At 43.4% G+C, this 14,708-nt stretch carries 10 protein-coding genes; all 10 read right to left on the reverse strand.

Annotation, left to right across the window (positions count from 1 at the left end):
* Positions 1 to 32 precede the first annotated feature (32 nt).
* Positions 33 to 2,705: a hypothetical protein gene (locus OCV60_RS00160; protein WP_262528878.1), complete on the reverse strand. Its 2,673-nt coding sequence runs from the start codon at positions 2,703 to 2,705 to the stop codon at positions 33 to 35.
* Positions 2,702 to 3,202: a hypothetical protein gene (locus tag OCV60_RS00165; RefSeq protein WP_021944220.1), complete on the reverse strand. Its 501-nt coding sequence runs from the start codon at positions 3,200 to 3,202 to the stop codon at positions 2,702 to 2,704. Before OCV60_RS00165 ends, OCV60_RS00160 begins: the two co-directional genes overlap by 4 nt.
* Before the next feature lie 89 nt (positions 3,203 to 3,291).
* Positions 3,292 to 4,365: a 6-phosphofructokinase gene (locus tag OCV60_RS00170; RefSeq protein WP_021944221.1), complete on the reverse strand. Its 1,074-nt coding sequence runs from the start codon at positions 4,363 to 4,365 to the stop codon at positions 3,292 to 3,294.
* Positions 4,366 to 4,415: 50 nt separating this feature from the next.
* A complete protein-coding gene (gene recR, locus OCV60_RS00175) occupies positions 4,416 to 5,012 on the reverse strand; it encodes a recombination mediator RecR (protein WP_021944222.1) in 597 nt (198 codons plus the stop codon).
* Positions 5,012 to 5,362, reverse strand: a complete 351-nt coding sequence (locus OCV60_RS00180) for a YbaB/EbfC family nucleoid-associated protein (RefSeq protein WP_008400312.1) — start codon at positions 5,360 to 5,362, stop codon at positions 5,012 to 5,014. The genes recR and OCV60_RS00180 overlap by 1 nt, the downstream gene beginning before the upstream one ends.
* 40 nt (positions 5,363 to 5,402) lie before the next feature.
* The gene (gene dnaX / locus OCV60_RS00185; RefSeq protein WP_262528884.1) at positions 5,403 to 7,142 is read right to left on the reverse strand and encodes a DNA polymerase III subunit gamma/tau; all 1,740 of its coding nucleotides are present in this window, start codon (positions 7,140 to 7,142) and stop codon (positions 5,403 to 5,405) included.
* A gap of 244 nt (positions 7,143 to 7,386) precedes the next feature.
* Positions 7,387 to 11,985 (reverse strand): MSCRAMM family protein, encoded by a 4,599-nt coding sequence (locus OCV60_RS00190; protein WP_262528887.1) that lies wholly within the window; start codon positions 11,983 to 11,985, stop codon positions 7,387 to 7,389.
* Between the two features lie 41 nt (positions 11,986 to 12,026).
* Positions 12,027 to 13,400: a DUF6382 domain-containing protein gene (locus OCV60_RS00195; RefSeq protein WP_173789214.1), complete on the reverse strand. Its 1,374-nt coding sequence runs from the start codon at positions 13,398 to 13,400 to the stop codon at positions 12,027 to 12,029.
* Positions 13,384 to 13,857 carry a hypothetical protein gene (locus tag OCV60_RS00200; RefSeq protein WP_262528891.1) on the reverse strand — a complete coding sequence of 158 codons (474 nt, stop codon included), beginning with the start codon at positions 13,855 to 13,857 and terminating at the stop codon, positions 13,384 to 13,386. The genes OCV60_RS00195 and OCV60_RS00200 overlap by 17 nt, the downstream gene beginning before the upstream one ends.
* A gap of 54 nt (positions 13,858 to 13,911) precedes the next feature.
* Positions 13,912 to 14,664, reverse strand: coding sequence for a TadE family protein (locus OCV60_RS00205; protein WP_262528894.1), 753 nt, complete (start codon positions 14,662 to 14,664; stop codon positions 13,912 to 13,914).
* Positions 14,665 to 14,708: the final 44 nt, after the last annotated feature.

Raw genomic sequence — 14,708 nt, forward strand, 5'->3', positions numbered from 1 at the left:
ACGGATCTGTTTTCCTGTATATCTTTTTATTTCTACTCCTGAACATAGGAATACAGTTCATTATTTCCCTGACTCATGGCAGCTTCATATTCTTTTCTTGATACCCGGACTTCCGTATCCAGTACCGGATCATAATAACGAACCGCTTCACTGTTATAGCTTACGACCATTACATATCTTCCATCATTGATACGACTGATAACCGGAATACCATTACTGATATATCCAAATACCAGATCCAGCGAAATTCCTGAAATATCTGCTCCCGGATATTTTCCAAGCTCTGTCAGCACCTGTACCGGATCTGTACCGGATGCTTTCATATCTTCATATGTGAGATCTGTCACACCCTCATAGATCAGTGTCATATATACACAATCCCACAAGGATGCATCCACACTGCCGGAGCTTTGGTGATAGATTGACGATGCGATCGTATTATATGCCTGCATCTCCGACTGCCTGTATACGATTTCTCCATCCTTGGAAACGACAATACCTGCAATCTGCGTTGCCCGGTTGATTGCATCTCCTGCCTTATCATAGATTCCGGTCAGTCCCAGATTATCATATACCATATAGCCTGCATATTCATCTTCTACCGTGATCAGCATATCCGATGAACGATCTCCCACCGTGTTCTTTGTGATATTCAGATACGGAATATAGGTCAGATATATATTTGACGGTACTGTAAAATACAGCCTCGCAATTCCTGATGTTGTTTTTGTCGTGATATCAACTCGTTTTACATCGTCGCTTTCTTTATAGGTGATAAAGTCATCCTCTGCCAACCGAAATCTGTCTGTTTTCTTGGATCCTTTGGTCATATAGATCAGATCATCCTCTACGCTGATATCTATGATATAATTGTCGTCCTTCTGATATTCTTTGATCTGGTTTCCATTTTCATCCACGATAAATAATTTGTATGATGGGATCCGGCTGTATACCTTTTCACTCAGATTCTTTTTTGCAAAGGAATCTTTATCTATAGAAATATCACTGTCAGCCGTATTACAGATCCCATATATCAGATCCCGGTTCTTAAATCCATAGCAGACCAGACTCTTTCCTGCTCCCGCATCCAGCGTATAGGTCTGTCCGGTTGCAAAATTAACCAGCGTTAATGTCGCATTATCGGCTGCCTGATCCGATGAATCATATGCCATTACCTGCATATCATCGGATACATATACATGATCGAGCGATACATGATCTACATAATAGGATAACTGTTTTGCTTCCACGTTAATGCAGTTCACCTTGTTGCCAAGCATAAAATAAAAGTTTGTTCCATCATAATAGGTCAGTCTGGACACTTCATCTTTCATGGCTGCATATGGTTCATTACATTCTGCAAATACCAGCTCCGTAACCTCCTGCTCTGCTGCATCGTAAGAACACAGACTGATTCCCAGCTTTCCTTCATGAGCACCACGGTTCATATAGCCATATACTGCAAATATCATATTGCCATCATCGTCCATGGAGATCATATTGATACCATAATTGTTGTATGTGTTTCTGACATTTTCCACGTCATCCATCCAGAATCCAAATACCATGGAGATCTGGTTTTCTGAGTAATTATACAGCCAGAGCTGTCCGTTTCTGACAAAACCGATCTTCTTATTATCCGAGCTGTAACGGTAATCCAGCTTTTTATCAAGAACAACCCCGATCTCATACACATTATTTTTATTATCGACACCTGTCCGGTTGAAATACTCGTCGATATAACGATCAAAGTTCATAACGGATATTGTGCCTGCGTTATCTGCTTCCCCGGTATCCTCTGATGCTTCAGCATCCTCTGCTCCGGTGGCTGTTTCCGTATCGTCTTCTGTCTCCGGTTCTTTATAACTGACACGATAATATTCCTTGATCGAATAATAATCCGACTCACCATCGGTGTTTTCTGCCGTGGTCACATAATCCAGTTCAATTACTGCATAATTGACATCAATTTCCTTGATCTGTGGAATGATCGAAGTTATCCGGACCGGATTCACTCCACTCCAGACAAGCTCTTTGTAGCTGCTTGTCAGATTCAGATGTCCCATAGAAAGGCTGTCATCATCCTGTCCTTTGTATGCCTGCATGTATGGATAGATAAAGGAGCCTTCTTCATTTGCCTCGTAGTCAAATGTCGAAGCATTAAACTGTTCCACAAAGTCCAGAAGCTCGGACGCATGATAATTGTCATTTACAACGATACGGGTATAGTAGCGTACGGTCTGTCCATCCGCTCCATCTAATTTGAATATCAGCATGTATTCCGTATCCGGCTTGATATCCATACGGATATCAATATCAAATATCCGGTATCCATTCTCCTCTGTATCGGATGTCAGATCTCCGTTCTCGATCAGAGAATCGCTTGAGATCGACCGCAGCTCATAGCTGTAGGTCTTTGCATAACCATTTTTGTCATCTACTGCAAACGTTACTTTTTTGTCATCTGTCACCGGAGTAATACAGTCACGAAGCATAGTTGTATCGACTACGGTTGTATAGCCATGAAGGCAGTTGATATATCTGCCCTCATAGTCTACATATACTAAAGGCAAGGTGGCATTTTCCATCTCCATTGCCAGATTCTTATACTGTCTATTCTGAAATTTATCAACTAAAAAAATAGTAATCACAAAGAAAACTGCCATTACTATTATTCTTATAACAAGTGTTCCTATTTTCTTCACAGGTAAAATCGTCTCCTACATCTTCTGTAGCGTTCCCGTCTACAGTAAAATTCATTACAGATCAATGTTTCTATCAGATTCCGCATCATGCAGTTACCACAGCCTTTTCCTTTTGGAACATACGGTGGTTCAGATGGCGCAGCCTCCATATCCAGATGAATATCTACATATGGATCCGGAAGCTCTGCATAGACATCCCGTGCGATCTTACGGATCACCTCCGGATCCGGATATTCCGCAAACATCGGGCTTCCTGCATATTCTAATTTATCACATTCTTCTTCCACCATTGCACTGATACGCCGTACCCGTTCCGGATACATTTCCTTCAGATAGGCCCAGTCCTTTTCTGCTCTTGACTGTTCCTCATTTGGATCATCCGGCAGCAAAAGCCCCGACATGCTCCGTGTCAGATTATACACATTTCCATTTTTTATCAATCCACGGATATTCGTATCCTTTCTGTCATATGGAATGTATTTAAATTCGTTCTGCATATAAATCTCCCTGCCTGCATTCTTATTCCTATATAGTATATATGCAGACAGAGAGATTATGTTACTGCCATTTCTTATTCAAACTGAAATTAATCACCAAATGAAATACCTAATGTCTTTGCTGCAAGAACGGTATCATCGTCCGGAGATACATATTTGAGTTTTCCTGCTGACTCTGATAACGGAATCGCAGTTACTTTATTATCCTTAAATACAACGAGTTTTCCAAAATCCTTTGCTTTGATCAGCTCGGCTGCCTTTGCCCCGAATCTGGATGAGATCACTCTGTCATATGGACATGGGCTTCCGCCTCGCTGTGTATGACCAGGAATCGCAATGCGGATGTCCTGCGTTGTGAACTCCTTGAGCTTGTCCGCCATCTCATATGCAACAGATGGATACGGAGAATTAGCGATTGCTTCTTTTCTCTTCTTCTTTGGAAGCTCTGCAACCTCTTTGGAGATTGCTCCTTCTGCTACTGCAACAATCGTAAATCCTTTATTATTCTTTGTTCTCTTGTCGATTGCCTCGTATACCTTCTTGATATCATACGGAATCTCAGGGATCAGGATAACATCTGCTCCACCTGCAATACCGGCATGTAATGTGATCCAGCCAACCTTATGACCCATAATCTCTACGATAAAGATACGGTTATGGGATGCTGCTGTTGTATGGATACAGTCAATCGTCTGTGTTGCCACATCTACCGCACTCTGGAAACCAAATGTCATATCGGTTCCCCAGAGGTCATTATCGATCGTCTTTGGAAGACCAATTACATTTAAGCCCTCTTCACTTAACAGATTTGCTGTCTTCTGGGAACCATTTCCTCCTAATACACATAAACAGTCCAGTTTGAGCTTCTTATATGTGTCCTTCATGGATTTCACCTTATCAAGACCATCCTCTGTAGGCTCACCCATAAGCTTAAATGGCTGTCTGGAACTTCCAAGAATCGTTCCACCCTTTGTCATAATGCCTGAGAAGTCATCCGGCATCATCTTGATATACTGTGCTCTCATCAAGCCCTTATATCCATTCAGGAAACCATAGATCTCTACTTCATCAAATAACTCGTACAATCCTTTTGCTACACCACGCATGGTTGCATTCAGTGCCTGACAATCGCCACCACTGGTAAGTAATCCAACTCGCAACATCCCTAAACACCTCTTTCTTCTTTTTTATGTAAAATACTATTTAATTGTCCCTATAAATATACGCGTCCTTCCAATGCCCGGAGCAGTGTCACTTCATCAATACATTCCAGATCTCCGCCAACCGGTACACCGCTTGCGATCCTACTGACCTTGATCCCTGCCGGTTTGACCAGCTTTGATATATACATCGCCGTTGCTTCTCCCTCCGGACCGGAGCCTGTTGCAATGATCAGCTCATCCACATCCCCCTGCAACCGCTTCATCAGTTCTGCGATCTTGATATCCGCAGGTCCGATTCCGAGTGCCGGATTGATCACTCCATGAAGAACATGATATACACCATCGTACTGATTCGTCCGCTCATATGCTGCAAGATCTCTCGGTGTTTCTACCACCATGATCACCTTATGATTCCGATTTGCCGATCTGCAGATCGGACAAAGATCACTGTCTGTAATCGTATAACAGTTATTGCAGTATCGAATCTTCTTCTTTGCATTTACGATTGAATCGGCAAGTGCCTGTGCTCGTTCTTCCGGCATACTGATGATATAAAATGCCAGCCTTTGTGCTGTCTTTGCTCCGATACCGGGAAGTCTGCCAAGCTCTTCGATCAGACGGTTTACTTCTCCACCATATATATCCATTAGAACGGTAAGCCTCCAAGACCCATACCGCCGGAGATCTTATTCATATTCTCCTGATAATCTTCATCCTGCATACGGAATGCTTCATTTACTGCAGAAATGATCAGATCCTCTAATGTCTCGATATCATCCGGATCAACAACCTCCGGATCCAGCTTGATCTCCATCAGTTCTTTCTTACCGGAAACCTTTGCTGTTACAACGCCGCCACCAACGGAAGATTCATAGATCTTATCCTCCAGCTCCTTGGTTGTTGTCTCCATCTGCTTCTGCATTCTCTGTGCCTGCTTCATTAAGTTGTTCATATTGCCAGGCATCATACCCATGTTATAGCCGCCTCTTTTAGCCATCTTATATATCCTCCTTGATTCTTAGCTCTTTTTTATATTTTTATTCATACTGAATAGCAAAATTAATCTTCGACAGGTCATTCGCCTCGATCTCCTGTGCCGCTTCACTGTTCTTCGACACGACCTTCAGTTCGATCTTCACCTGTCTGCCGGTCACCTGTTCGATGTGCTCTCGCAATGCCGCCATCCGCTCTTTCCCTTCAAAATAAGCGATTGCCTGCTTGTTCTCTTCATTCTGAACATATGCCAGATACAGACCATCTCTGGCTTCGTTCATATTGATCCTTGCTTTTTCCAGAAACTTCTTCGTAATATTCTGATATCCTTCCATAATGATATCCCATTGTTCTACGAATTCTTTTAATTCATTGTAATTTGCTTCCGGAAGTTCTTTTTTCAGTTGCTCGGACAGCTTCTTCGATGCCGCTTCTATCTCTGCATCTCCCATCGCAGGTGCATTTCCTATCTGCATTCCTGCCTGCTTCAGTCTTGCACAGATCTGATCCAGCAGTTCCTGTGATACTGCTCCGGCTCCCTGCACTGCCTCGCCAGCCAATGCTGTAACGCCTGCCGATGCTGAGCTTCCTTCACCGTTATTATTCCCGCTAACCACCGATCCGGCGGCTCCATTCTCTAACTTCTGTTCCAGAACTCTGACCCGGTCAAGAAGCGCGCTGTAATCGGTTTCCATCTCAGGCTTGCATAATTTGATCACTGCAAGTTCTAAAACAATACGCTTCTGTACTGCATATTTGATATTTGCAGAGGTGTCCGAAAATATATTGATATACCGGATAAGTGCATCTGTTTCGAGCTGTGCAGCAAGCTGTCTTAACCGTTCCAGATTCTCCGCCGACATATCAAGCTTCTGATCTGCCTCCGGTGAAACCTTCACCAACAATACATTTCGAAGGAACCATGTAAATTCTGATACAAATCTGGACAATTCCCGTCCCTGCCATACTACCTCATCCACCAGATCGATCGCACCGACAACATCCAGCCGAATCACACAATCTAACAATCTGGCAAATACATCGATATCAACTGCTCCGATCGTATCCAGTACATTTTCATAAGTAAGCTCCTTGCCAATGTTGAATGCGATACACTGATCCAGAATACTGAGTGCATCACGCATTGATCCATCTGCAGCCTTGGCAACGTAATCAATTGCTTTTTTCTCTGCCGCAATCTGTTCTCTTCCAAGCAGCTCCATCAGACGGTCACTGATTGTTTCCACCGAGATCCGCCGGAACTCGTATTTCTGACACCTGGAAGATATTGTGATCGGAATCTTATGGGATTCTGTTGTTGCAAGTATAAAAATGACATAAGATGGTGGTTCCTCCAATGTCTTTAACAGAGCATTAAACGCTCCCTGTGTCAGCATATGAACCTCATCTATAATGTATACCTTATATTTTCCTTCTGATGGTGAATACTGTACTTCCTCCCGGATCTGACGGATATTATCCACACCATTGTTTGATGCTGCATCGATCTCGATCACATTCATAGATGATCCATCTGCGATCGCACGACATGCCGCACATTCATTGCATGGGCTTCCGTTTACCGGATGCTCACAGTTTACTGCTTTTGCAAACAACTTTGCTATCGATGTCTTTCCGGTTCCTCTTGTTCCGCAGAAGAGAAATGCATGTCCGATCCTGTTATTTATAATCTGATTCTTTAGTGTTGTTACAACATGATCCTGGCCTTTTACTTCTTCAAAAGTATCCGGTCTCCATTTACGATATAATGCCATATAAGACATGACGGTTTCCTCCAAAATACAACTAAAGATATTATATCCGAAATGGTGATTGATAGCAATTATTAGTTTTTGTCCCCTTTTAATAATATATCCATAATAGCGCACTTATTTACTTTACAATACAGCCTTTTCTATATAGTAAAAATGCCGGGTGCCTCTGTTTCAGGCACTCGGCATTGGAGATGAACATGAAGTTCATGAACGAACCATATTATATAATTTTAAAAGTACCGTTTTCATTCTGTCAATGTTTCCTGTTGCCCGGTCTATCTTTTCCATGTTTTCCCTGCCGTCTTTTTACGATCACAAGAATTGCTGCGCCAAGCATTGCTCCAAGCCCGATATAAGAAAACAGGATCACTCCTGACGAGTCACCGGTTCTGACCGGGGGAGTCTTCCTGTCTCCGGTGTCCGGTTCGGTCGTCAGCTCTGTTGTAGTTTCTGTTGTGATCTCCGTCGTCTGTTCAGTCGTCAGTTCGGTTGTAGACTCGGTTGTAGTTTCCGTTGTGTCCTCGGTCGTAATCTCGGTTGTCGCCTCAGTTGTGGTTTCTGTTGTCAATTCGGTCGTGATCTCAGTCGTCAGTTCGGTTGTAGACTCGGTTGTGGTTTCCGTTGTGTCCCCGGTCGTAGCTTCGGTTGTTGTCTCCGTTGTGTCACCAGTCGTGGTTTCGGTTGTCGTCTGTTCTGTTGTATCTTCCGAAGACTGATTCTCATATGTACCAAGCTCCCGGATTGTCTCTGCACTATCAATGTCCACGATCTGACGCTGCATTATTACAAATCCCCGGTTACCTTTACAAGGCAGCTCCTCGATCATGTAAGTTCCCGGCAGCAACGCTCCCAGATCCGCTTTTTCTGTTTCTGAAGCTTCTCTTATGGATATGTTTTCTTCGCTTTTTGTAGCTCCGTCTGCCATAATATCTTCATCGAAAACTTCACGCTGTGTGCTCTCATCTCCACAAAACCAGATCCCGGCTGTCATATCATATTCCTTCCATGCACTTTCTTCCTGCGTCTGGTTGTATTCATAGATAGCATCATTGATATTGAATTTACCACTTTCCTTACGTCCGGCCGAATCAAAACGTCCATTTACTCCTGTTACCGCAATATGGCTCTCAACAGGATTTCCTGCTTCATCCAGCAACGAAATCCGAAATACAATTCCCTGCATGGATTCTCTGGTTCCTGCATTGATCTTGTCAAATGCAATATCCACCCGTTCTGCCTGCTCGTACACCTTTATCAGTTCCGGTTCTATGACATTCCCACTCTCCACAGAAAAAGTCTGCAGCTCTTTATTCGGATTTCCTGCATCCAGATGAAGTACAATTTCATTTCCGGTAATTTGCTGTTTCTCTCCTGTCAGTCCGGTTACTTCGATATAACCCTGTCCATGTCCCGGCAGCATATACCCCTTTGGTGGCTGGTATTCTGTTATGACCACGGTTCCAGCCGGAAGAATTACTGCACCTGTCTTTTTATCCGTAAATAGAGGATCACTCTGTCCGGTCAGATAAGCTGCATCCAGCTTTGCCTCATAACTTCCGGTCTGCTCGTTATATACTGTCTTAATATACCAGGTTCGGTATGCAGTAGATGCTGCCAATTCTGTTTTTTGCAGGAGTCCCTTATAATACCGCACCTGAAAGACTGCATCCGCAAGAGATGCTCCATATTTTGCAGTTCCGGTTCCATTCTCTCTGTCATATTTTGTCAGTGACAGTTTTCCCTGATATACCATTTCTTTCTCTGCAAGCTGCATGGTTGCATTAATCTTGTTTCCCACCGTATCCGGGGATATACAAATATAATGCACATCCGCATCCAGTTTGTAATTTTTTGGAGCACGCTTTTCCTTTACTGCATACCAGCCAAATGGCAATCCGGTAAAACAATGCTTACTCTTATCTGCCTGAATGGAAACGACCTCTCCTGATATCATTCGGAATGCATTTCCAGTTCCGCAGGAATTCCTGATCTCCGGTATTCCGATCACGATATTTGCCGCATTCATTTTTTCTGTCGTAAATATGCCAACCTGATTTTCTTCTTTATATGGAGCATTCTTTCCTGACACCATATAAACGCTATATTCTGCATGTAATAACGAATATGCTGTATTTTCATCCGTCCATTCTTCACCGGCGCTCTTCTTTTCCAGATACAGTTCTCCGGTATTTGGCTGATCTGTAACTTCGATCACATGCTCGATCTCTTTTTTTCCTGTTTCTCTTCCGCCACTGGACAGACATTCTTTTTTTACCGGATCTGTATTCAGCCTGTAATAACGGTTTGTTTTTGTTTCCTTTGCATAATAGCTTCCACACGGTAGTCCGGAGATCGTATCTGTCCCTTTTTTCTTAAGCGAAACGATCGTTTTATTTCCTCCGGTCGGAATAAATTTCGTGTTTATATCTGTAACAATTCCCGTTCCATCCTTTTGCACTGTAAATGTACCTACATAGAGATTTCCGGTTCCCGGCCTTCCATTCTTGTCCGCCATGTATACCTGATACTGAATATCGGCAAATGTATATCCACCCATATCGGAAATTTCTTTCATCGCACTGCTTTTATGAAGCTGAATTCCGATCGTAATCGGCGATTCCAGTACATCGATCTGCTGCTTGGGATATTTCTCCAAATTTTCTGAAACTCCGATTCCACCATCCTCCTTATCCAGATAGATCCACTTCTGATAGTAGGAAGCCGCTTTTTTATCCTCTTTATTTACAATATAACCTCCGGCATAGGAATATTCATTTCCATTCCACCCTTTCTTTTTCCCTGTTTCCGCAATGTAATACCAGCAACCAACCGGAACTCCGCGCACTTCATATATCCGGTTATCAGAACCATATACCGGATAATATCCTGCATCCGAATTATATTTTGTAACAATTCCTTTTCCGGATGCATCGGTTGTAAAGGTGCAGACATAAGCATCGGTTGATGTATCATTCTTTTTCCCAACCTTATACACATTATATCTGGCTCCCTGCAGACTATATGCATTCGTTTTGCCATCTGCTCCTGTAAGTTCCGGAGAGTCACTGGTTTTTTGAAGACTGAGCCCGCCCCGGACATTCTGAATGACAAACTCATATTCCAGCTGGTTATCTGTAATTTCATAATAATGGTCTATCGCGGGCAGATATCCTCTTGCCAGTGCCAGTTCAGCATCCTCATGCAGCATATAATAGCCCGGTGGCAGATTGTAGATATTCCGGCATGTGGATCCATCTATATCCTCTCCGGCATAATTACTTTTTGCTCCATAAAATCTGCCTTTTTCCGTAATATAAGTTGGCACACCTTTTCCTTTGGAATTAACCGTATATGTTCCGATCTTTACCGCTTTCCCCTCTGACAGATCTGCAAATGGCTCGTCCAGTTTATAAAGGTAAAATTTTATTCCTTTCAGATTACTCAAGGAACCATCACCAAGCTTTGTCAGATGCAGTTTTCCGGTTTTTAATTCACTTCCCCAGTTAATCACCATCTCCATTGCATATTCATAAAGCACACCTGCAAAGCAGGTCTGAATCTCTTTGTTGTCCGGGCAGACAGCATAAGCTGTAAACCCATCCCGTTCGGCAAAGGTCTTTGACAGTCTGCTCACACCCTTCTTATCCGTACCGGCAGTAAAGAAATATCTGCTTCCTGTCTTTAATACAGCTTCTTCTCCTGACCGGTATGCTTTCCAGTCCGTATCTGCAATCGAACCTTTCCAGTCCGTACATACCCACAATTTAATATCTGTATCCGGCACTATGATATGAAACGTATTCTGACCTCCTGTGACCGTACGCATCTTCGTTCTTTTTGCATATACTCCATCCGGAGACACAGTGCTTAACAAACTCTCTTCTTCCATGTGTATGGTATACCGGTATTTCCATCGCGTCTCCGGCTGCCCTGGTGATATATCAACCTGCTCTGTCTTTGGAGTTTCTGTTCCGATCCGGATCTCTGCTTGCGCTCTCGTATATGGAACTTCTCCGCTCATGCTTTTTCCATGATGCCGGATAGCATTCAGATTATCCTGTAATGCGCTTTGAGACTGCCTGTTCTTATATCCCTGATACAATGCTTTCCGGATATCGGCTGTTAACAGTCCGCTGCCTGCATGTATATAACCATCTGTCGTATCATCACTGTATACAGTTGCTGCTGTTCCCTGCAAATGTTTTCCATCCGAAACATATTCTCCATACCACGGAACATCCAGCTCCTTGTCTCCACAATATACGGAAAACAGTTTCTCATAATCCGTAATGCCATGATATTGAAAGATCCGGAAATCTCTGCAGGTATCTCCCGCTTCTGTTCTTCCCAGTCTGTATCCAACGACAAATTCTGAATATAACATCGGAAAGGACATTACCGTCGCCAATGCATCTATATTAAATATATACGACTTTTTCTCTTTCTTTATTTCTACTTTCATATCCGGCGTATATACATCTCTCGATATGGCATCTGAGATCGTAGCGATCTGTTTTGCCTGATCTTCATATGATAATGCTATATCCTGCGTGGTCATCGCATCTGCATCTTCCGAGGTTGCTCTGTCGATATCTTCTGCAGCCTCCCCATCTACAGCTTTCGCAGCCACCCCATCTGCATCTTCCACAGTTGCTCTGTCTGCATCCTCCGGAGTTGCCCTGTCTGCATCCGTATCCGTTGCTGTCGCATTCTTTTCAAACAACTGCGTTACCGCCTGCTCCGCATCTCCTCCCATGGATGCTGTCTGAAGGATCGCATGGAATGGCAGATTTATCAGCAGAAGAATTCCCACCAGTACGATCAGTAAAATTTTATTTCTGTATTGTTTCATATATTTCTGTCAGCTTCCCAGAAAAAGCTGTTTCCTCCTTCCTATATTTGAGCCCGCAGCTCATATTCTATATTCCCAAATGAAATAATATCTCCGGGCAATACCACTGCCGGATAGTCCACTCGCAGTGGATAACCATTTACATATGTCCCATTTGTCGAACCCATATCCTCCAGTACATATTTATGATCGACATATCGGATCCTGCTATGAACCCGACTCACAGACTTATCGGAAATACAAAAATCTGCCATATCCCCACGTCCGATCAATCTTGGAAGTGTATCCAGACAGATCACCGGATTCGATGTGGCTTCCGCTTGCCCTCCAACCGGAACTAACATGCATACCGGATCGGTTGCCGGAAGTATGGCTGTCTCCTGTTGTGTATCACCGGCTGCGGGTTGTCCATTTCCATCCGCTGCTGCCGGAAATATAGTTATATCCTGTTCCTGTATACAAGGTTCAACAACCTCCTCTTCTTTTTCAGTCTGATCTGTTAAGAACAGCTCCATCCAGACAAATAATTCCACTGCCAGTAAGATGCATACACCGAATAAAGGTTTCATATGTTGGATCCGTCCATTTGCCCGGTACTGCATCCATCCATAGCTGATCCCAAACAACGCCGTTGCAAGCATACAGGCAATAACGACCGTCTTATACACGATCGTCCGAACCGATGTCTTATCATCGTCAATGTCACTCTGTACTATCGTCCTGTTCCGGTTCGATTTCTTCCATTTCTTCCAGTTCGGTTCTTTTCTCAAAAATGCAGCCAGTTCTGCTGCCTCTTCCTCTTCCTCAGTCTTGCCCGTTTCTTCCGTTCTATATATATCTGTATTTCCCGTACCATCTGTATCGCCGCTTTCTTCCGTGCGGAATTCTGTAAAAAAATCCACCAGCTTTTCAAGATCACAATTTGCATCCATAATCTTCTGATACAGATCATATACCCGGTCACTGCCCGCCCGGTCTGCATGATCCATCCTGCATATCATCTGATCTAACAGCCTCCGCATCTGCTCCCGGACTCCACTCTGATATCCCGGAAGATAGATAAAACCAAAGCATTTCTGCGCTATATCATAAAAGATACAATCTTCCACCAGGATCAGATTATTAACGGACAGCAAATATCTGCCAAGCTGGTGAAATACCATAACCAGTTCCTGAAACAGTTGTAATATAAGCACCGGAGTTATCGTGATCGTCTGCTCTATCACTGCAAATTCTGTCAGTCCGTTAACCTCATAACAAGGAATCGCATCTCCATCTATGAACATCACGTTAAATGGAAGAACATATGGGATGCAGTTGTTCTGAAGCATTTTGGTTTCATAGGAGACCTGATAATCGGTGTCGGTAAGCATCAGATATACATTTATCCCATCAGTGTCATAATGTTTTTCCATACAACTGCCACCTCCTGAGATTATTGCTGATATCCCGGATCTCTTTCTCAATCTTTACTTTTCTCTGTGTTGCCTTTTTATCTGTCAGCAGTCCAATTCCCGGGTGCAGCTCTTCATATTTGATAACTGCATCTATGGTTCCTGTTATACCGGAAAGTAACGCATTTCCAGAAGGACGAAAGCGCACGCTTGTTTCCAGTTCATCCAGAAGCTGCATGGATGGCCTGACCATCTGATCTAACGCCTGATTCAATGTATCCTCTGCGCTGTTTCCACTTCCAGACATATATCGTTCCCGATTACAGACCACATGATATGCCTCGCCGGTTGCAATTCCGTTATTCAACTGCACAATCATCATATTGATAACAACAAATATAACAGTGATCACGATTGGCATAATAATGCACATTTCGATCACGATCGTTCCACGATCATCCTTTTTCCCAGAATTCATATCTTTCACCTTTCCTGTTCCTGCACCCTTACAAAATGCACCCTTACAAGAATTTCATCCGTTACCACAGTTGCTGCATGGTGGTATGCTTCCAACATTCTTTTGTTTGACACGCATAACCGTTCGTTTTAATCCAGAACAGGAAACAGAGAGATGGTAGCGGTCTCCCGCCTCCGTTATATATACCGTTCCATCCGTCGTCCTGCCCTCCGCACACCGCTCACAAGGAGACAGATTCTGATACCTATCAGAAAGCTCTCCATCCGGAATCTGCCGGATCGTAAGTTTTATATGATAACAGGTTCTGCTGGTATGATAGACCTCTCCGGTCTCCGTGATATAAACGTATCTATTTTCTTCTGTCTCATTATTTTCCAATTGCATACCGATAAATGCACGCTGCCGGATCTGTTCCTGAACCTTCCAGGTCAGTTCTCCCAAAAATGGGACATTGATCTGCAGTTTATATCGCAGCTTAAGATCAATGCAGCCATCTGCTTCACTGTAAGCTGATCTTGTAACCAGAATCCCTCCGGTTCCACCCACAATACAGGAAGCATCCACCGGGGATATATCCAGATAATGCTGCAGTCTTTCTTTTGCTGTCAGAACATTGACACCGTTTCCCGGTAAATCCACTGTTTTTTCATCCTGTACATATGAATACGCATATTGATATTCTGCCAGGCACTGCGCAGTGTCCTGCATGGCATCATAGACAATCAACCGTGTCTGCAACAGATTTCCCATCCAGAAAAACACAACTGCTGCCATGATAAAAAGCGGCAGGATCAGGGCTGCCTCCACCGTGGCACTACCCTCCTGCCTGTTCCATATACAAAATATCCTCT

This window comes from Coprococcus ammoniilyticus (genome assembly GCF_025567345.1).
GTDB lineage: Bacteria > Bacillota > Clostridia > Lachnospirales > Lachnospiraceae > Coprococcus > Coprococcus ammoniilyticus.